At 64.1% G+C, this 18,643-nt stretch carries 17 protein-coding genes; 6 read left to right on the top strand and 11 right to left on the bottom strand.

Annotated features, from left to right (window positions below):
* Nucleotides 1–26: 26 nt before the first annotated feature.
* The 5 genes from ACHMWQ_RS08090 to ACHMWQ_RS08070 all read right to left on the bottom strand — a co-directional run bounded on the left by ACHMWQ_RS08090 (nucleotide 27) and on the right by ACHMWQ_RS08070 (nucleotide 6,003).
* A complete protein-coding gene (locus ACHMWQ_RS08090) occupies nucleotides 27–1,115 on the bottom strand; it encodes an ABC transporter ATP-binding protein (protein WP_396307052.1) in 1,089 nt (362 codons plus the stop codon).
* Between the two features lie 30 nt (nucleotides 1,116–1,145).
* Complete coding sequence (locus tag ACHMWQ_RS08085) at nucleotides 1,146–2,813, bottom strand: alpha-glucosidase family protein (protein ID WP_396307051.1); 1,668 nt, start codon at nucleotides 2,811–2,813, stop codon at nucleotides 1,146–1,148.
* A 4-nt stretch (nucleotides 2,814–2,817) separates the two neighbouring features.
* Nucleotides 2,818–3,648 (bottom strand): carbohydrate ABC transporter permease, encoded by an 831-nt coding sequence (locus ACHMWQ_RS08080; RefSeq protein WP_354552217.1) that lies wholly within the window; start codon nucleotides 3,646–3,648, stop codon nucleotides 2,818–2,820.
* Nucleotides 3,648–4,616: a carbohydrate ABC transporter permease gene (locus ACHMWQ_RS08075; protein WP_396307050.1), complete on the bottom strand. Its 969-nt coding sequence runs from the start codon at nucleotides 4,614–4,616 to the stop codon at nucleotides 3,648–3,650. Before ACHMWQ_RS08075 ends, ACHMWQ_RS08080 begins: the two co-directional genes overlap by 1 nt.
* 139 nt (nucleotides 4,617–4,755) lie before the next feature.
* A complete protein-coding gene (locus ACHMWQ_RS08070; protein ID WP_396309414.1) occupies nucleotides 4,756–6,003 on the bottom strand; it encodes an ABC transporter substrate-binding protein in 1,248 nt (415 codons plus the stop codon).
* Between the two features lie 422 nt (nucleotides 6,004–6,425).
* On the opposite strand from ACHMWQ_RS08070, the gene ACHMWQ_RS08065 reads away from it, so the two are divergent.
* The 6 genes from ACHMWQ_RS08065 to ACHMWQ_RS08040 all read left to right on the top strand — a co-directional run bounded on the left by ACHMWQ_RS08065 (nucleotide 6,426) and on the right by ACHMWQ_RS08040 (nucleotide 12,264).
* Entirely contained in the window at nucleotides 6,426–7,451 is a 1,026-nt protein-coding gene (locus tag ACHMWQ_RS08065; protein ID WP_396307049.1) for a substrate-binding domain-containing protein, read from the top strand.
* A 64-nt stretch (nucleotides 7,452–7,515) separates the two neighbouring features.
* Nucleotides 7,516–7,932, top strand: coding sequence for a lysozyme inhibitor LprI family protein (locus tag ACHMWQ_RS08060; RefSeq protein WP_396307048.1), 417 nt, complete (start codon nucleotides 7,516–7,518; stop codon nucleotides 7,930–7,932).
* A gap of 87 nt (nucleotides 7,933–8,019) precedes the next feature.
* On the top strand, nucleotides 8,020–8,952 hold the full coding sequence (locus ACHMWQ_RS08055) for a 2-dehydro-3-deoxygalactonokinase (protein ID WP_354552212.1): 933 nt from the start codon (nucleotides 8,020–8,022) through the stop codon (nucleotides 8,950–8,952).
* 11 nt (nucleotides 8,953–8,963) lie between these two features.
* Nucleotides 8,964–9,596 (top strand): 2-dehydro-3-deoxy-6-phosphogalactonate aldolase, encoded by a 633-nt coding sequence (locus ACHMWQ_RS08050; protein WP_396307047.1) that lies wholly within the window; start codon nucleotides 8,964–8,966, stop codon nucleotides 9,594–9,596.
* A gap of 132 nt (nucleotides 9,597–9,728) precedes the next feature.
* A complete protein-coding gene (locus ACHMWQ_RS08045) occupies nucleotides 9,729–11,915 on the top strand; it encodes a right-handed parallel beta-helix repeat-containing protein (RefSeq protein WP_396307046.1) in 2,187 nt (728 codons plus the stop codon).
* 151 nt (nucleotides 11,916–12,066) lie between these two features.
* Nucleotides 12,067–12,264, top strand: a complete 198-nt coding sequence (locus tag ACHMWQ_RS08040) for a hypothetical protein (RefSeq protein WP_354552208.1) — start codon at nucleotides 12,067–12,069, stop codon at nucleotides 12,262–12,264.
* On the opposite strand, the gene urtE is transcribed toward ACHMWQ_RS08040, so the two are convergent.
* The 6 genes from urtE to urtA form a co-directional block, all read right to left on the bottom strand.
* A complete protein-coding gene (gene urtE / locus ACHMWQ_RS08035) occupies nucleotides 12,254–12,949 on the bottom strand; it encodes an urea ABC transporter ATP-binding subunit UrtE (RefSeq protein ID WP_266330876.1) in 696 nt (231 codons plus the stop codon). The two genes, ACHMWQ_RS08040 and urtE, sit on opposite strands and share 11 nt — an antisense overlap.
* Before the next feature lie 2 nt (nucleotides 12,950–12,951).
* A complete protein-coding gene (locus tag ACHMWQ_RS08030; RefSeq protein ID WP_396307045.1) occupies nucleotides 12,952–13,107 on the bottom strand; it encodes a hypothetical protein in 156 nt (51 codons plus the stop codon).
* Between the two features lie 2 nt (nucleotides 13,108–13,109).
* On the bottom strand, nucleotides 13,110–13,892 hold the full coding sequence (urtD, locus tag ACHMWQ_RS08025) for an urea ABC transporter ATP-binding protein UrtD (RefSeq protein ID WP_396307044.1): 783 nt from the start codon (nucleotides 13,890–13,892) through the stop codon (nucleotides 13,110–13,112).
* A gap of 5 nt (nucleotides 13,893–13,897) precedes the next feature.
* Complete coding sequence (urtC, locus tag ACHMWQ_RS08020; protein ID WP_396307043.1) at nucleotides 13,898–15,055, bottom strand: urea ABC transporter permease subunit UrtC; 1,158 nt, start codon at nucleotides 15,053–15,055, stop codon at nucleotides 13,898–13,900.
* Nucleotides 15,056–15,227: 172 nt separating this feature from the next.
* Entirely contained in the window at nucleotides 15,228–16,844 is a 1,617-nt protein-coding gene (gene urtB, locus ACHMWQ_RS08015) for an urea ABC transporter permease subunit UrtB (protein WP_396309413.1), read from the bottom strand.
* 181 nt (nucleotides 16,845–17,025) lie between these two features.
* Entirely contained in the window at nucleotides 17,026–18,279 is a 1,254-nt protein-coding gene (gene urtA, locus ACHMWQ_RS08010) for an urea ABC transporter substrate-binding protein (protein ID WP_354552798.1), read from the bottom strand.
* Nucleotides 18,280–18,643: the final 364 nt, after the last annotated feature.

Raw genomic sequence — 18,643 nt, 5'->3', positions numbered from 1 at the left:
CACGGGATCAGCCGGCGGCAGTCGGCTCAGGTCCGGCGGTAGGCGTCGCCCTTTTCGTCGAAGACCTGCAGATGCCGGAGCGGCGAGGTCAGCGCGATCGTCTCGCCCTTGGTGAAGGGAATGTCGTTTTCGAGCTTGGCGACGATCGGCTCTTCGGTGCCGATATCGACATAGATCAGCGTCACCTCGCCGAGCTGCTCGACGATATCGATGGTGCCGCGGAAGATCGCGTCGTCGCCGGTGGTGACCTCGAGATCCTCGGGACGAACGCCGAACGTGCCCTTCGAACCAGCAGCGCTTTCCGGGATTGAAGCCTGCACGCGGATCGCGTCGCAGCCATTCGGCCGAACCACCGGATTGGCGCCGCCGGATTCGATCACGCAGGGAATGGTATTCATCGACGGCGAACCGAGGAACTTCGCGACGAAAAGATTGTCCGGGTGGTGGTAGAGCTCCATCGGGGCGCCGACCTGCTCCACCCGTCCGGCGTTCAGCACGACGATGCGGTCGGCGAGCGTCATCGCCTCGACCTGGTCATGCGTGACGTAGATCATCGTCACGCCGACCATCCGCTCATGCAGCTTGTTGATCTCGATACGTGTCTGCACGCGCAGCGCCGCGTCGAGGTTGGAAAGCGGCTCGTCGAACAGGAACACCTTGGGGTCGCGCACAATGGCCCGGCCGATGGCGACTCGCTGGCGCTGGCCGCCGGAAAGCTGCTTCGGCAGGCGGTCGAGATAGGGCGTGATCTGCAGCACATTGGCCGCCTCGCGGACGCGGCGGTCGATCTCTTCCTTGCCGCCGCCGCCGAGCTTCATGCCGAAGGCCATGTTGTCGTAGACCGTCATGTGCGGATAGAGCGCGTAGCTCTGGAACACCATGGCGATGCCGCGCTTCGACGGCGCCAACTGGTTCACCACCTTGCCGTCGATCTGCAGCGTGCCGGAGGTGATATCCTCCAGTCCCGCGATCAGGCGCAGCAGCGTGGACTTGCCGCAGCCGGACGGACCGACAAAGACGACGAACTCACCCGACTTGATGTCGAGATCGATGCCGTGCAGCACCTTGACGTTGCCATAGGCCTTCCGGATATCGCGTAGCAGCAAGCCGGCCATGTTGTTCTCTCCCGTGCCCGTTCTCTTGTTTCAGGCGATCTTGCCGAAGAATGCGTCGCGTCCGCCGAGTTCGACGGTGCGGCCCGAAGCGTCGAGCAATCCCGCGAAGCCGCTGTTCAGAAGCGCCGTGACATCGATCCCGGCCGGGACCGCGAAGCTGGCGCTGGCGCTGCCGAGGTTGAACACGCAGAGCACCTTCTCGCCCGCGCCCTCCCGGATGAAGGCCAGGACATTGTCGGGCGAATCGACGAAGGCGATCGAGCCGTCCCGAAGTGCCGGATGGGCGCGGCGGAAGGCGATCATCTTGCGGTAATGCGTCAGCACCGACGCCTGGTCGGAGGTCTCCCGGTTGACCGCGCGGGCGACATGCTCCTGCGATACCGGCAGCCAGGGCTTGGCGGTGGAGAAGCCGGCATAGGTGGCGTTCGATTCCCACACCATCGGCGTGCGACAGCCATCGCGGCCCTTGAATTCCGGCCAGAAGCGGATGCCGTAGGGATCCTGCAGATCCTCATAGGCGATATCGGCTTCGGTCAGGCCGAGTTCCTCGCCCTGGTAAAGGCAGACAGAGCCGCGCAGCGACAGCAGAATGCCGGCGGCGAGCTTCGCAACCGCATCGAACTCGCCATCGTGGGTCCAGCGCGAAACGTGGCGGACGATGTCGTGGTTCGAGAACGCCCAACAGGGCCAGCCATCGCCGACGATCGCTTCGAACGCCTGGATCCGGTTGACGAAGTGTTCCTTCGTGAAGATCGGGCTCAGGAAATCGAAGGTGTAGCACATGTGCAGCTTGTCGCCGCCGGCGGTATAGGCCGCCATCGTGCGGAGCGAGCGCGGGCCGTCGCCGATCTCGCCGACCGTCATCTGGCCGGGATAGCGGTCCAGGAGCGCGCGGAGACGCTTCAGGAATTCGAGATTTTCCGGCTGGCTCTTGTCGTGGATGTGATCCTGCCAGTTATACGGATTGACGGCGGGCGCCTCGGGCGAGTTGCGATCCTCGGGCTTCGAAGGCGGGTTGTCCTCCAGTCCCTGCGAATGGACGTAGAAGTTCACCGTATCGAGGCGGAAGCCATCGACGCCGCGCTTCAGCCAGAACTCCACCGAATCGAGCAGCGCGTCCTGGGCCGCCATGCAGTGGAAATTGATATCCGGCTGCGAGGTCAGGAAGTTGTGCAGGTAATACTGGCAGCGCGTCGTGTCCCATTCCCAGGCTGAGCCGCCGAAGATCGACAGCCAGTTGTTGGGCGGCGTGCCGTCCGGCTTGGCGTCGGCCCAGACGAACCAGTTGGCCTTGGCATTGGTCTTGGACGAGCGGCTTTCCTTGAACCAGGCATGCTGGTCCGAGGTGTGCGACAGCACCTGGTCGATCGTCACCTTGATGCCGCGCGCATGCGCCTCGGTGATCAGGTGGTCGAAATCCTCCAGCGTGCCGAACAGCGGATCGACGGCGCAATAGTCGGAGACGTCGTAGCCAAAGTCCTTCATCGCCGACTTGAAGAAGGGCGAGATCCAGATCGCATCGACGCCGAGCGAGGCGATGTGATCCAGCCGGGCAGCAATGCCCTTCAGGTCGCCGACGCCATCGCCGTCCGTATCCTGGAACGAGCGCGGGTAGATCTGGTAGATGACCGCGCCGCGCCACCAGTCCGCATCGGCGGCGTGCGAGGCGATCACGCCACCGGAAACGACTTCATTCATTCGATCAGCCCTTCACGCCGCCGGCGGTCAGGCCGGAAATGATCTTGCGTTGGAAAATGAGCACCAGGGCGATCAGCGGCACGGTGACGATGACCGACGCAGCCATGATGTTGCCCCAGGGAATTTCGTACTGGCTGGCGCCGGACAGCAAGGCGATGGCGACCGGCACCGTGCGGGTGGCGTTGGACGAGGTGAAGGTCAGGGCGAACAGGAACTCGTTCCAGGCGGCGATGAAGGCGAGCAGGCCCGTCGTCACCAGCGCCGGCCACATCAGCGGCATGAACACCTTGGTGATGATCACCCAGGGCGACGCCCCGTCGACGATGGCCGCTTCCTCGATCTCGATCGGCAGGTCGCGCATGAAGGTGGTCAGCACCCAGACCGTGAACGGCAAGGTGAAGATCATGTAGGCGAAGATCAGCGCCAGCGGCGTGTTGAAGATGCCGAAGAAGCGGATGATCTCGAACAGGCCGGCCAGCACCGCGATCTGCGGGAACATCGACACCGACAGGATGGTGAAGAGCAGCAGCGAGCGGCCGCGGAAACGGACGCGGGCGAGCGCGAAGGATGCGGTCACCGCAAGCAGCAGCGAGATCGCCACCACCACCGTCGAAACCAGCAGCGAATTGCCGAGATTGCGCAGGAAGCTGCCGGTGGTCAGCACCGAGACGTAGTTGTCCAGCGCGAAGGAGGTCGGCCAGTAATCGATCCGGAAAAGGTCCGTTCCGGATTTGAACGAGGTCAGGATCGCGTAATAGAACGGGAACACCGAGATGAAGACGATGATCAGGACCAGCGCGTAGAAAGCCGTCCGCTTGGTAAGGGCCCAGAGCATTATCGGCCTCCATCGAAATTGACGCGTCCTACAACGATGTAGACCACCGTGATGACCGCCAGGATCAGGAACAGGAAGGTCGCGGCGGCCGAGCCATAGGCGAACTTGTCGAAATCGAACAGGTTCTCGCGGGCATAGACCGACATCGTCTTGGTCTGGGAGTTGTTCGGCGTCAGCACGTAGATCAGGTCGAAGATGCGCAGCGCATCCAGCATGCGGAAGATCACGGCGACCATCAGGGCCGGCCGGATCAGCGGCAGCGTCACCCTGAAGAACACCTTGACCGGATGCACGCCGTCGATCCGGGCCGCCTCGTAGATATCGCCGGGCACCATCTGCAGGCCGGCGAGGATCAGCAGCGCCATGAAGGGCGTGGTCTTCCAGATATCCACCAGCAGCACCGCGAACATCGCCGTGTCCGGATTGGCGGTCCAGGCGATCTTGCTCGAGATGATGCCGAGATTCATCAGCACGTCGTTGATGATGCCGAACTGGTCGTTGAGCATCCAGCTCCACATCTTGGCGGAGACGACGGTCGGGATCGCCCACGGCACGAGAATGGCAGCGCGGACGATGCCGCGGCCCTTGAACTCGGCGTTGAGCACGAGCGCCACGATGGTGCCGAAGATCGTCTCCAGCGTCACCGAGACGATGGTGAATTTGACGGTGTTCCAGACGGCGCGCCACCAGATCGGGTCGGCGAGCAGGCCGTCATAGAGAACCTTGCCGCTCTTCAGCCGGGTGATCGACAGGTAATTCTCGAAACCGATCCACTGCGCCGCGTCGATATTGGCGAGCGAGGCGTCGGTGAACGAAAAATAGATGCTTCGGACCAGGGGCCATCCGGCCACCATCGCCAGCACGATGAGCATCGGGGCGAGAAAGACCCAGGCTGACCGCACCCTCTGGCGCATCAGGTCGGAGCGCATCCCTGCGACGGGCGCAGCAACTGTCTCGGCTACCGCCATGTTCTCGGCTCTCGCTGTTTGGACCGACGGCTCGGCATGAACGGGAAGGGCATGGCGGACCGAACGAATGTCCGCCACGCCGAAAGATCAGGCTGCGATGACGGCATTCGTTGGGAATGCCGTCATGCGGGCGTCTGGCTTACCAGCCACCGCCCTTGAGCTTGGTCAGCTTGGCTTCGAGCATTTCGAGATTGTCGGCTGCCGAGCCATTGCCGCTGAGCGTGTCGTGGGTCGCGGTCCAGAAATTGGACGAGACTTCATTGTACTTCACTTTGGCAGGGGCCGAGGGACGCGGCACGGCGTTCTGGAACACTTCCTTCCAACGCGGGATGATCGGCTGGCCCTTGGCGATGTCGGCATCGTCATAGAGAGCCTGGATCGTCGGCAGGTTCGAGGCCTTCAGGGCCTTGAGCTTCTGCATTTCCGGCGAGGCGATGAACTTGACCAGCTCGATCGCTTCCTTCGGGCTCTTGCTGTACTTCGAGACGGCCAGGTTCCAGCCGCCCAGCGTGGCAGCGGACTTGGCGCCCTCGCCCGAGCCTGCCGGCAGCGGCACGACGTCGAACTTGTCCTTCACCGCCGAGTCGGCGCCATTGCCGAGGCCGTAAGCGTAGGGCCAGTTGCGCATGAACACGGCATTGCCGGTCTGCCAGACGCCGCGGGCTTCTTCTTCCTGATAGGCTAGGACGCCCGGGGGCGAGATGGTGTTGACCCAACCCTTGGCGCGATCGAGCGCCGCGACGGCCTGCGGATTGTTGATCGAGATCGAACCGTCGGCCTCGATGATCTGGCCGCCGCCGTTCGACTTCACCCATTCAAGGGCATTGCAGGTCAGGCCTTCATAGGAATTGCCCTGCCAGACGAAGCCCCAGATGTCCTTCGAACCGGCTTCGCGCTCCTTGTCCTGGACTTCCTTCGCGGTGGCCGCGAGTTCGTCCCAGGTCTTCGGCGGCTGCTTGCCGTACTTCTCGAGCAGGTCCTTGCGATAGTAGAGGGCCGGCGCATCGGTGAAGATCGGCAGGGCGACGAGCTTGCCGTTCACGGTCTGCGATTCGATGATCGACGGGAAATGCGCGCCGACGACATCCTTGGTGGCGTCCGTCAGGTCCAGGAGCTGGTCCGACAGCTGCGGCGCCCAGATCACGTCGGTCTGGTAGACGTCGATATCGGAGTTGCCGGCGGCAAGCCAAAGCTTGTACTGACCGAACTGATCGCTCGTCGAAGACGGCATCGGCACGATCGTGACCTTGTTGCCGGTGTTCTTCTCGAAGATGTCGAGCTGCTCGCGCAGCACGGCGAGACCGTTGCCCGTATCACCGGACACGATCGACAGATTGGCAGCATTGGCGGCGCTGCCCATCAGGACAATGCCGGCACCAAAGGCCATAAGCGCGGAGCGCAACTTCATTTGAAAGAACCTCCCTGAGAGACATTCCATGACAGGAGCCTCGAAGCCATCGCGCCCGCCGATGCCTCGCACCGCGAACACGTCGCTTCTCATCCCCCTAAGCACCTTCGGCGGAGACAGAATGCCGCCCGCCCTCCTCAAAGCGCTTTGAAGACATTCAAACCGTCAACCTGCTCCGCTGTCAACCCCGGCGGCGCAAGCGCGACAGTGCAATGCAACATGCCAAAGCCGAAAATTCATATGATAAAACAGTATACTTATTTGAATCATCGCCGATTTTTGAAACGCCCTTCAATGACGCACCGCAACATGGCGCAGAGATTTCCCATAAGCGCCGCAAGTCCGCTTGCGCGGTGGATTGAAAGCGCTTTGAATGTTTTCCAGGGAGGACGGATTTTCTCATGAGGCTGAAGGAACTAGCGCTGCATCTCGGTCTCTCGCAGACGACCGTGAGCCGGGCGCTGAACGGCTACCCCGAGGTCAATGAGGAAACGCGGCAGCGCGTGCTGGACGCGGCGCGCCGCTACGACTATCGCCCCAATGCCAGCGCCCGCCGCCTCGCCACCGGCCGCAACAATGCCATCGGTATTGTTCTGCCGACGGACCGCAACCTGCTGCTGGACCCGAACTATATCGAGTTTCAGGCCGGCCTCGGCGAAAGGCTAATGAAGGACGAGATCGACATCGTGCTGTCGCCCTCTCGCGCCGGCGACGAGATGGCGACCTACCGGCGCATGGCGATCAGTTCGCGGGTCGACGCCGTCATCGTGTCGAGTCCGACCTTCAACGACCCGCGCATCTCGCTCCTGACCGAGCTCGGCCTGCCCTTCGTCGTGCATGGCCGCTCGGAAAGTCCGATCCCGCATGCCTGGCTCGATATCGACAATGAGGGCGCGTTTCGGCACGCCACGCAGCATCTGCTCGATCTCGGCCATCGCCGCATCGGCCTGATTAACGGCGAGACCCGCCATACCTTCGCCGCCCATCGCGAGCATGGCTTCCGCAAGGCGCTGGCCGAACATGGCGTTGCGGCCGAGGAAAGCCTGATCGCCGAAGGCGTCATGACGGACGAGACCGGCTACCGGATCACAGCCCGCTTCCTGGCCCAGACCCCTCGCCCAACCGCGCTGCTGGTGTCGTCGATGATGATGTCGCTCGGCACCCTGCGCGCGATACGTTCAGCCGGGCTGGAACTCGGCCGCGACATATCGCTGATCGCCCATGACGACGTCATCCCCTTCCTCAATCCCGACGCCATGGTGCCGACCATGTCGACGACGCGCTCGTCGATCCGGGCCGCCGGAACGCGGGTGGCCGAGCTGCTGATGGAGATCATCGCGGATGGCCGCGCCCCGGCCAGCATCCACGAACTCTGGCCCGTCGACCTCGTCATTCGCCGGTCGACCGGTCCCGCGCCGCGGGATTGACCGCGCCGCCGGTTCGGGACGAAATCCCCGTCAACTGATTTGCTTCACGGTGGAGTTCAACGCCATGCGCCCCATCCTGGCCGGCCTGCTGTTCCTCGCGGCAGGCATCCTGTCGTCGCCCGCCTCGGCGCAGGAGAGCAAGGCCGATCCGATCGATGCGAAACTCGCCGCCTGCCTGAAGGGGCCCGAAGCCAGCAGCACGGCCGGTGCGATCGCCTGCTTCCAGGCCGCGCGCGAAGGCTGGGAACAGGAAATGGTCCGCGCCTACGCAGCTCTCTCCGCGACTCTGGATGCCCGATCGCGTGGGATCCTGCGTGGCACCCAGAAGCAATGGGAAGCCTATGTGGCCGCCGAACGCCGCTTCCAGGCTGCGCCCTCGATCCGCGACCGCGGCACGGCGATGACCCTGGCCACCGCGGCGCAGAACGTCGACCTGTTCAAGAACCGCGCGATCACGCTGCGCCACTACCAGGCGGAGTGACAGCGGCCTGCTGTCGCCTTGACAGCGCCCGCCGATCATCGAACAACCATTCCAGATTCACATAATTTAGAACTTACGGACCAAACGATGCCCGTCGCCTTTGCCAATGCCGCCCTCATTGCCGTCGACTGGGGCACGACCCGCTGCCGCGCCATGTTGCTCGACCGGGATGGCGGCGTATTGGCCGAGGCGGACAGCGCCGATGGTATCGGATCGCTCGGCGGCGCCGGCCACGAGGATGCGTTCCAGGCGCTCGTCGCCAAGTGGCCGAAGCTTCCGGCGATCATGGCCGGCATGGTCGGCAGCCGGCAGGGCTGGCATGAGGCCGCCTATGTCCCGGTGCCGACCTCGCCCGACGCGCTGGCCGGCGGGCTGCTGACCTTCCAGACCTCCGATCATCGCCCGATGGCAATCGTCCCCGGGCTCGTGCTGCGTTCGGAAGCGCGCGACGGCGACGTCATCCGCGGCGAGGAAACGCAGCTGGTCGGCCTGATGGAGGAGGAGCCCGATTTCGAGGGCATCGCCATCCTGCCGGGCACGCATTCCAAATGGGCCGCCATCGCCAAGGGAGAGATCACCACCTTCCAGACCTTCCTGACCGGCGAGATGTTCGACCTGCTGGCGCGCAAGTCGTTCCTGCGCCATTCGGTGGCGGAAGATGCCGACGATATCGCCGGCTCGCCGCATTTCGCCCTCGCGGTGAAGCGCACCGTCGCCGAGGGTCTGCCCTTCCTTGGCGCCATCTTCTCCGTGCGCGTGCGCCAGTTGCTGGACGGCGTCTCGGGCGACGACAACCTCGCCTATCTCTCCGGCCTCGTCATCGGCGGCGAGATCGCCGCCGCCCGCCAGATCGGCCTGCTCGATGCGAACCGCCCGATCCGGATCATCGGCTCTCGCACGCTCGCCCGCTCCTATCATGCCGCCTTCCAGGTCGCCGGCCATCCGGCCGATACCCGGGACGGCTCCGCCCTCGTCCGCCGCGGCCTTGTCCGCCTCGCCCGCGCCAACGGCCTTCTTTGAGATTGAAAACGATGACCCATCCCCTGTTCGGCACCCATCTCCCCATCGTCGCGATCCTGCGCGGCATCACCCCGGCCGAGGCCGACGCGGCCTTCGACGCGCTGGTCGAGGCCGGCGTCACCCTGATCGAGGTACCGCTCAATTCGCCGGATCCGTTCGTTTCGATCGAGACGATGGTGAAGCGCGCCGTCGGCCGCGCCAAGGTCGGCGCCGGCACGGTGCTGACCGAAGAGCATGTCGTGGCCGTGAAGGATGTCGGCGGCGAACTCATCGTTTCGCCCAATGCGGATACCGCCGTTATCCGCAAGACCAAGGCGCTGCGGATGGATTCCTATCCCGGCGTCTTCACGCCCACCGAGGCTTTCGCGGCGCTCGCCGCCGGCGCCGATGCGCTGAAGTTCTTCCCGGCCGAGCTGATCGGCACGTCGGGCATCAAGGCGATGAAGGCCGTCTTGCCGAAGCACGTGCCGGTGCTCGCTGTCGGGGGAGCCAACGAGACCAACTTCGCCGACTACATCCAGGCCGGCTGTGCCGGTTTCGGCATCGGCTCGAACATCTACAAGCCGGGAATGACGGCGGCCGATATTGGCGAAAGAGCCCGCAAGCTGGTCGCAGCCTTCAAGGCGGCGGCTGGCGTCGCGTAAGCTCAGTCTTTCATTGGTCTAATTAGAAAACATATGTGTTTTCAATGACTTGATTCGATCCTATACCGCCCGGCAGTCATTGCCGGGCGATTGTTTCAAATCCCGGCCCATACTGGAACCGGGACCTGCACCATGCGATCCTCCGCAATCGCCGCGCTGCTCTGCGCAGCGTCTACGCTCGCCATCACGGCCTCCGCCAAGGCCGACGCCGTCGGACCTACTGTCGAAATCACCCTGGGAGGCGGCCAGGAAAACGGCGCCATTGGCGGCTTCGACATCTTCCTGCCCTTCGGCTTCGGCGACCGTTCGATCGGCTTCGGTGATCTGCGCGGCCACATGAACAACGACCAGATGGACCAGCTTTCCGCCGGCCTCGGCTGGCGGATGCAGTTGGACGGCGTCTGGACGGTTGGTGCCTATGGCTATTACGACTATCTCCGTACCGAACGCGACAACGACTTCCACCAGATCTCCGCCGGCGCCGAGCTGCTCTCGCGCGACATGGTGTTTCGACTCAACGGCTACCTGCCCTTCGGCGACAAATATGGCTCGGCCGCCGACGCCAACGCCGCGCTGATCGAGGCCGGACGGCTGGTGTTCCGCGCCGGCCAGGAGCAGGCCCTGCGCGGCATTGACGGCGAGGCCGGTTTCCGGCTGCCGATGTTCGACGCCAAGTCGTCGGCGCAGATGATGCTCTATGGCGGCGGCTACTGGTATGACGGCGACCGCCTCGACGACATCACGGGCGTCAGCGCCCGCGCCGAGTTGTCCTTCGCCGATCTGCCCGGCTTCACCCAGGGCTCGACCTTCAGCCTCTCGGCCGGCTTCAGCTATGACAATGAAGACAAGGCCGAGGGCCAGTTCCTCGCGCGACTCCGCATCCCACTCGGCAAGGCGGGCCCTGCGCTCGCCAATCGCGATCCGATGATGCAGCGCGTCGAACGCGCCGATTTCATCCGAACCGCCGTCGGCGCCACGGGCGACGCGGAAGCCGCGATCTATGCCGATACCGGCAATGTCGTCGGCAATGTCCGCACCGTCTCCTCAGCCACCGGCAACGCGACGGCGATCAACGAGGCCATCGCGGCGGCGGGCGACAATGCGCTCATCCTCGCCGATGGCGTGATGCAGCTCGACCAGACCCTGCTGCTTTCTTCCGGCCAGTTCATGGTCGGCGGCCAGGGCGGCCTCGAAATCATCGGCGCCCGCAGTGGCGGCACGGCAACCTTCACGCGCTCGGGCGCCGAGACCCGTCTGGTCGGGACCACCCCCACGGCGGACGTGCTGGCCATGGCCGGTGACAGCGGCGCGGTTGGCCTCGCGATCCGCGGCGGCCGGGACGGCATCCTCGCGGACGGCGTCGGGAACATCTTCCTGCGCGATCTCGACATCGCCCAGACCGCCGGCAACGGCATCCTCTTGAGCGAGGTCGACAGCGCGCTGATCGAACGCAGCCGGATCCACGACCTCACGATCTGCGCCAACAACACCGAATGCGAATTCTCGATCTACGACCCCGAGCGCAGTGTCCCGAACACCGCGATCTCGCTGTTCTCCGCCAAGGACGTCACGATCCGCGACGTCGAAATCCGGGATGTCACTTACGGCATCTTCGCCAACGCGACCTTCGATGAAATCGACGACTGGGAAAACGACATCTACGGCCTGCGCGCGCCAAACCCGACGACCGGCCTGACGATCGAGAACGTCTCGATCACCAACACCCGCCGCGAGGCGCTGCAGTTCGTCGGCGCCTCCGACATCTCGATCCGGAACCTGTCGATCGACAACACCGCGATGGACCGGACGATGGACCTGATCGTGATCATGGCGAGTTCCGGCATCAGCATGGACGGCCTAACGCTGGCGGGCGGCGTCAATGCGCTGCAGTTCATCGGACCCTCGTCCTTCGCCGACCCGGCCAGCGACATCACCGTGTCGAACGCGACGATCCGCGACACCAGCCGCGCCGGCATCATGATGAATATGGGCTCGTCCGACGTCGCCTTCTCCAACATCGAGATCACCGATGCCGGAACCCATGGCATCTACCTCTACGGCCCGTCCTTCTTCGGCGGCGCGCTGGGCGATGTCAGCTTCGACAAGGTGAAGGTGGTCAGTTCCAGCAACGAGGCGGTTCACCTTGCCGGCGAACTGACCAACCTGTCGGGCAACATCGAGGTCGGCCAGGCTTCGGCGAACTGCGTCGCCGATACCGGCACATGGACGTCGACCACGCTGACCCAGAACCAGAGCGAGCGCTTCTCGGTCGGCGGGACCGTCATCCTGCCGGGCACGCTGCCGGCCGGTTGCCGCTAAGTTTCGACGGCAAAACAACAAGTCGGGTCCGCAGGCGCGGGGGACCGCCATGTCTCAAGCGATTGTGAACCCGGCGTGTGAACTCCGTCATAAATTCCGCACATAGATCTGGTTAGTATCCCCTCATCGAAGCGAGATCAGGAGAACCGTCATGGACGTTTCCACCGCCTGCTTCCCACGGGAGGCTTCACTCAACGAATTGCTGCGTGACCCCATCATCGGGTTGATGATGGCCAGCGACGGCGTTCACTCCGACGACATCCGCAAGCTCTATCGCAAGATGGAGCGCAAGGTCGAGACCCGGCGCAGCCGCGACCTCGAGGCCATGGAGCGTTGCTTCATACGGTAAGATGGGCGCGGACAATCTCCGAGCCCATTTCGGATTGCGGTCCCGAGACAACGATCTCCCCGCGGTCCATCACGGCAAAATCATCGGCAAGCTCATGCGCGAAATCAAAATATTGTTCCACCAGCAGGATGGCCATCGTGCCTTGCTGGCGGAGCCATGTGATGGCGCGGCCGATATCCTTGATGATCGACGGCTGGATGCCTTCCGTCGGCTCATCGAGGACGAGCAGACGTGGTCGCATCACAAGCGCCCGGCCGATGGCCAATTGCTGCTGCTGACCGCCTGACAAATCGCCGCCACGACGGCGAAGCATGTCTTTCAGCACCGGAAACAGATCGAATACATAATCGGGAATGTTGCGATCGCGACGCGCGAGCGGTGCGTAGCCCGTTTCCAGATTTTCCTTCACCGACAGGAGCGGAAAGATTTCCCGCCCCTGCGGCACATAGGCGATGCCGGCCTTGGCCCGCTCATGCGGCGCCATGCGGCCGAGCGGCTTGCCCTCCCAGAGGATCTCGCCGCCGGCAATCGGCTTCTGCCCGACAATAGCGCGCAGCAGGCTGGTCTTGCCGACGCCGTTGCGGCCCATCAGGCACGTCACCTTGCCGGTTTCGGCAGAGAGCGAGACGTGGCGTAGCGCCTGAGCGGCGCCGTAAAACAGATCGACGTTCTTCGCTTCGAGCATGATCAGCCCTTCTCTTCCGGCAAGGTTGTCGGTTCCACGCGTCGCGCGACGGTCAGGCTCCAGGCGGCGGAGCGGCGCAACCTCGGCTCGCGCACCCGCTTTTTCGCCGGCTTTGCAGTTTCCGCGGTTTCGATAGTACTTAAGGGCTCGGCGATCATGTCTATCGTCCCAGATACACTTCGATGACCTTCGGATCCGCCGAGACGACGTCGAGCGAGCCTTCCGAGAGCACGGAGCCCTCATGCAGCACCGTGACCTTGACCCCGAGGTCGCGGACGAAGGTCATGTCGTGCTCGACCACCACGACGGATTTCGTCTTGGCGATCTCCTTGAGCAGGATCGCGGTTTCGGCGGTTTCGGCGTCGGTCATGCCGGCGGCGGGTTCATCCACCAGCAGCAGCTTCGGCTCCTGCGCCAGCAGCATGCCGATCTCCAGCCACTGCTTCTGGCCATGCGAGAGATTGGCAGCGAGCCAGTCTCGCTTGTCGGTCAGGCGGATGGTCTCAAGGATTTCTTCCACTCGCGCGATCTCGACCTTTGTCGTGCGGTGGAACAGGGTGGCAAAGGGCTTGCGCACGCCGGCGAGCGCCAGGTCGATATTGTCCCAGACCGTGTGGCTCTCGAAGACGGTCGGCTTCTGGAACTTTCTTCCGATGCCGAGCGAGGCGATCGAGGCCTCGTCCATGCGGGTCAGGTCGGTGTCGCCGGCGAAATAGACGTCGCCCGAGTCCGGCTTGGTCTTGCCGGTGATCACATCCATCATCGTGGTCTTGCCGGCGCCGTTCGGGCCGATGATCGCCCGCATCTCGCCCGGCTCGATCACCAGCGACAGGCCGCGCAGGGCCTTGAAACCGTCGAAGGAAACGCTGACGCCATCGAGATAGAGCAGGGAATCCCTGGCTTTTGCATGGGCGACGCGGGTCGGTTCGTTGGTGACGGTCATGACGTTCACTCCGCTGCCTGGCCGGCAGGAACACCCGGCGCCACGACATCCTCGATGGGGTTTTCGACCGGCTTCCTCGTTCCCTTCGTCATCAGCGAGCCGACGACGCCCTTGGGCAGGAACAGGGTGACCAGAACGAACAGGCCGCCCAGCACGAACAGCCAGTATTCGGCCAGCATGCCGGAGGTGAACCAGGTCTTGCCGAAATTGACGAGCAGCGCGCCGACGATCGGGCCGATCAGTGTGCCGCGGCCGCCGACCGCCACCCAGATCACCGCCTCGATCGAGTTGGCAGGCGCAAATTCGCCGGGATTGATGATGCCGATCTGCGGCACGTAGAGCGCGCCGGCGACGCCGGCCATCATGGCCGAGAGCGTCCAGACCACGAGCTTGTAGCCCTCGACCCGGTAGCCGATGAAGCGGGTGCGGCTCTCGGCGTCGCGGACGGCGACCAGCACCTTGCCGAACTTGGACGCGATCACCGCGCGGCAGATCCAGAAGCCAAGCGCCAGGGCAGCCGCCGAGGCGAAGAACAGGGCGCCACGGGTCGCATCCGCCTGGATGTCGAAGCCCAGAATGTCCTTGAAGTCTGTTAACCCGTTGTTACCCCCGAAGCCCATGTCGTTGCGGAAAAAGGCGAGCAGCAACGCATAGGTCATCGCCTGGGTGATGATCGACAGATAGACGCCGGTGACGCGGGAGCGGAAGGCGAACCAGCCGAACACGAAGGCGAGCAGGCCGGGCGCCAGCAGGACGATGAGGGCGGCGAACCAGAAGTGGTCGAAGCCGTACCAGAACCAGGGCAGTTCCTTCCAGTTCAGGAACACCATGAAGTCCGGCAGGATCGGATTGCCATAGGTGCCGCGGTCGCCGATCTGGCGCATCAGATACATGCCCATGCCATAGCCGCCGAGCGCGAAGAACGCGCCGTGGCCGAGCGAGAGGATGCCGCAGAAGCCCCAGACCAGATCCACCGATAGCGCCAGCAGCGCATAGGTCAGGTACTTGCCGAGCAGCGTCAGGACATAGGTCGGGACATGGAACGGGCTCGACGGGTCGGTGGCGAGGTTCAGCACCGGCAGCAGGATGCCGATGCCGAGGATGACCAGCAGGACGATCGAGGTGCGGCGGTCGAGGGCGCGCAGGATGAAGGCGGTGATCATGACTGGAGCCCTTTCTTCACCTCTCCCTGAGGGAGAGGTCGGCTCGCAGAGCCGGGTGAGGGTTTAGGGAACCAACCGGTGAGGCCGTAAACCCTCACCCGCCGGCCTTTGGCCGTCGACCTATCCCTCAGGGAGAGGTGCAAACTATCTGCCGTCGCCACCATCCGGCCGATCATGCTTCCACCGCCCGGCCCTTGAGCGCGAACAGGCCGCGCGGGCGCTTCTGGATGAACAGGATGATGAAGACGAGCACCAGGATCTTGCCGAGCACGGCGCCGGCATAGGGCTCGAGGAACTTGTTGGCGATGCCGAGCGTGAAGGCGCCGACCAGCGTGCCCCAGAGATTGCCGACGCCGCCGAACACCACCACCATGAATGAGTCGATGATGTAGCCTTGGCCGAGATTGGGGCTGACATTGTCGATCTGGCTCAGCGCCACCCCGGCAATGCCGGCAATGCCCGAGCCGAGGCCGAAGGTCAGCGCGTCGACCCAGGGCGTGCGGATGCCCATGGAGGAGGCCATCGGCCGGTTCTGCGTCACGGCGCGGGTCTGCAGGCCGAAGGCGGTGCGCTTCAGCACCAGCATCAGCGCGGCGAAGACGACCAGTGAGAAGACGACGATCCACATGCGGTTGTAGGTGATGGTCAGATTGCCGAGCTCGAACGCGCCCGACATCCAGGACGGATTGCCGACCTCGCGGTTATTGGGGCCGAACCAGGTGCGCACCGCCTGCTGCAGGATCAGCGACACGCCCCAGGTGGCGAGCAGGGTTTCCAGCGGACGGCCGTAGAGATAGCGGATCACCATGCGCTCGATCAGCACGCCGACCAGGCCGGCGACCAGGAAGGCGAGCGGCAGCGCGATCGCCAGCGACCAGTCGAACAGCCAGGGCACGTTGTTGCGGATCAGCTCCTGCACGACGAAGGTGGTGTAGGCGCCGAGCATGACCATCTCACCATGCGCCATGTTAATGACGCCCATGACGCCGAAGGTGATGGCAAGCCCGATGGCGGCGAGCAGCAGCACCGAGCCGAGCGAGACGCCGTAGAGGATGTTCTGCGCGCCGTCCCAGAGCTTCAGCGTGCCGCGGATCGAGGAAAGCGCATTGGCGGCGGCGGTCTTGACCGCGCCATCGGCCGAGGACGCCTCGATCGCCGTCAGCTGTCCCAGCACATCGCGGCCCCCCTTGGTCTGCAGCACGGTGATGGCGGCGATCTTGTCGGCGTCGGGCTGGTCGGATTTGAGGACGGCGGCGGCCCGGGCCAGCTGCAGCGTCGCGGCGATGCCGGGGTCGGTTTCCTTTGTGATCGCCTGGTCGAGCAGCGGGATCTGCGCCGGGTCGCCATTGCGGAACATGTCGGCGGCGGCGGAGCGGCGCTTGGCGATATCGGGGCTCATCAGCGTCAGCGAGCCGAGCGCCGTGGTCACCGTCTCGCGCACGGCATTGTTGACCTTGATCTTGTCGATTTCGCCGGAGGTGGCGGTGCCGGCATCGGCGCCGGTCGCTGGATCGGTCAGCTTGAAGCCGCCCTCGGCCTTGGTGGCGGCGAAGACGGCGCGATCGGACTTGCGCACATAGAGATCGCCGGCGGAGAGCGATTGCAGCACCGGCGCCACGGCCGGGTCACCGGTCGCGGCGAGCGCGCCCACGGCTTCCCGGATGGCGGCATAGCCGGACTTTCCGAGCCCATCCACCAGCGGCTTCAGATCGTCGGCATGCGCCCCGGGAATGGCGGCAAGCACAACGAGAGCCAGGGTGGCGAGAAGGGTCTTGAAGCGGGAGATCATGTCGACCACGGGATTGTCCTCAGGCTCGAAGCCTCGGGGTGTCAGGAAATGGTGCGTGGTTCGAGACGCCCGCCCGGCGGGCAACTCAGATCGTCGAGACCGGGCGACCATGGCCCGTGAACTCGGCAGCACGGGAGGCGGACATGCCGCCTCCCGTCTGGCTCAGGCGGGGTGCAAGGTGTCAGGAACCCTTGCCGCCGCACTTGCCGGTGGCGACATTGAAGTTGCCGCAGGACATCGGCGCGCGCCAATCGGAGATCAGATCCTTGGAGTCCGGCAGGTAGTCGGACCATTCGTCACCGACGACCAGGCCCGGGGTCTGCCACACGACGTCCAGTTGGCCATCGTCCTGGATCTCGCCGATATAGACCGGCTTGGTGATGTGGTGGTTCGGCATGATGGTCGAGAAGCCACCGGTCAGGTTCGGCACCGAGACGCCGATCAGGGCGTCGATGACGCTGTCCGGCGACGTCGTGCCAGCCTTTTCGACGGCCTTCACCCAGGCGTTGAAGCCGATGACGGTCGCTTCCATCGGGTCATTGGTGGTGCGCTTGTCGTTGCCGATGAAGGCGCGCCACTTCTTGATGAACTCGGCGTTCTCCGGCGTGTCGATCGACTGGAAGTAGTTCCAGGCGGCGAGATGGCCGACCAGCGGCTTGGTGTCGATGCCGGCGAGTTCTTCTTCACCGACCGAGAAGGCCACGACCGGAATGTCGGTCGCCTTGACGCCCTGGTTGCCCAGTTCCTTGTAGAACGGCACGTTCGCATCGCCGTTGACGGTCGAGACAACGGCGGTCTTCTTGCCGGCCGAACCGAACTTCTTGATGGCGGAGACTTCGGTCTGCCAGTCGGAGAAGCCGAACGGCGTGTAGTTGACCATGATGTCTTCGGCGGCGACGCCCTTCGACAGCAGGTAGGCTTCGAGGATCTTGTTGGTAGTGCGCGGATAGACGTAGTCGGTGCCTTCGAGCACCCAGCGCTTCACCGAGCCGCCATCTTCGCTCATCAGGTAATCGACGGCGGGAATGGCCTGCTGGTTCGGAGCGGCGCCCGTGTAAAACACGTTGCGCTCGGATTCCTCGCCCTCGTACTGGACGGGGTAGAACAGGATCGAGTCGAGTTCCTTGAACACCGGCAGGACCGACTTGCGGGAAACCGAGGTCCAGCAGCCGAACACGACCGAGACGCCGTTCTGGCTGATCAGTTCGCGCGCCTTCTCGGCGAAGAGCGGCCAGTTCGAGGCCGGATCGACGACGACCGCCTCGAGCTTCTTGCCGAGGACGCCACCCTTCTTGTTCTGCTCGTCGATGAGGAACAGGACGGTGTCCTTCAGCGTGGTTTCGGAGATCGCCATCGTTCCCGAAAGCGAATGGAGGACGCCGACCTTGATGGTCTCCTCCGCAGCGATGGCGCCCGTTGCACCGGCGCCAATCATGGCGGCCGTTGCGATCGCGCCGAATGTACGGCTCAGATAGCTCATCGGTCTCAATTCCCCCTGTTCAGCCCTTTTCCCGGCTTTTGCGGCCGGGCGGAGCGGTTGGCTTGCGACAATCGCGAGACGAGACCTGGCGTTCTGGAAGGCGATGCCGGCTCGTTCGTGAGGGGAACTGTCCGATAGTTTTCGCGGTGCAGCATATACGTCGATTGACGTATGTGGATCACGACTGCCGGAGCGGGACGGGAGATGGGATTGAAGCAAGCCCCTCACCCCAGCCCTCTCCCGCTCACGGGAGAGGGGGCCGGCCGCGTCGGTTGTTAGGACTGGCCAGACTTGTGTAGACCGGCCGGGAAATCACTCC

Origin of the sequence: Kaistia sp. UC242_56 (assembly GCF_044452255.1) — a bacterium.
In the GTDB taxonomy this organism is placed as follows: domain Bacteria; phylum Pseudomonadota; class Alphaproteobacteria; order Rhizobiales; family Kaistiaceae; genus Kaistia; species Kaistia defluvii_A.
Note: the sequence above shows the minus strand (reverse complement) of the source record. Positions and strands in the feature narration are given on the sequence as shown.

Bases quoted from the DNA above. Each gene is read 5' to 3' on its own strand.
- ACHMWQ_RS08090 (WP_396307052.1), bottom strand. From the start codon at position 1,115: ATGGCCGGCTTGCTGCTACGCGATATCCGGAAGGCCTATGGCAACGTC.
- ACHMWQ_RS08085 (WP_396307051.1), bottom strand. From the start codon at position 2,813: ATGAATGAAGTCGTTTCCGGTGGCGTGATCGCCTCGCACGCCGCCGAT.
- ACHMWQ_RS08080 (WP_354552217.1), bottom strand. From the start codon at position 3,648: ATGCTCTGGGCCCTTACCAAGCGGACGGCTTTCTACGCGCTGGTCCTG.
- ACHMWQ_RS08075 (WP_396307050.1), bottom strand. From the start codon at position 4,616: ATGGCGGTAGCCGAGACAGTTGCTGCGCCCGTCGCAGGGATGCGCTCC.
- ACHMWQ_RS08070 (WP_396309414.1), bottom strand. From the start codon at position 6,003: ATGGCCTTTGGTGCCGGCATTGTCCTGATGGGCAGCGCCGCCAATGCT.
- ACHMWQ_RS08065 (WP_396307049.1), top strand. From the start codon at position 6,426: ATGAGGCTGAAGGAACTAGCGCTGCATCTCGGTCTCTCGCAGACGACC.
- ACHMWQ_RS08060 (WP_396307048.1), top strand. From the start codon at position 7,516: ATGCGCCCCATCCTGGCCGGCCTGCTGTTCCTCGCGGCAGGCATCCTG.
- ACHMWQ_RS08055 (WP_354552212.1), top strand. From the start codon at position 8,020: ATGCCCGTCGCCTTTGCCAATGCCGCCCTCATTGCCGTCGACTGGGGC.
- ACHMWQ_RS08050 (WP_396307047.1), top strand. From the start codon at position 8,964: ATGACCCATCCCCTGTTCGGCACCCATCTCCCCATCGTCGCGATCCTG.
- ACHMWQ_RS08045 (WP_396307046.1), top strand. From the start codon at position 9,729: ATGCGATCCTCCGCAATCGCCGCGCTGCTCTGCGCAGCGTCTACGCTC.
- ACHMWQ_RS08040 (WP_354552208.1), top strand. From the start codon at position 12,067: ATGGACGTTTCCACCGCCTGCTTCCCACGGGAGGCTTCACTCAACGAA.
- urtE (WP_266330876.1), bottom strand. From the start codon at position 12,949: ATGCTCGAAGCGAAGAACGTCGATCTGTTTTACGGCGCCGCTCAGGCG.
- ACHMWQ_RS08030 (WP_396307045.1), bottom strand. From the start codon at position 13,107: ATGATCGCCGAGCCCTTAAGTACTATCGAAACCGCGGAAACTGCAAAG.
- urtD (WP_396307044.1), bottom strand. From the start codon at position 13,892: ATGACCGTCACCAACGAACCGACCCGCGTCGCCCATGCAAAAGCCAGG.
- urtC (WP_396307043.1), bottom strand. From the start codon at position 15,055: ATGATCACCGCCTTCATCCTGCGCGCCCTCGACCGCCGCACCTCGATC.
- urtB (WP_396309413.1), bottom strand. From the start codon at position 16,844: ATGATCTCCCGCTTCAAGACCCTTCTCGCCACCCTGGCTCTCGTTGTG.
- urtA (WP_354552798.1), bottom strand. From the start codon at position 18,279: ATGATTGGCGCCGGTGCAACGGGCGCCATCGCTGCGGAGGAGACCATC.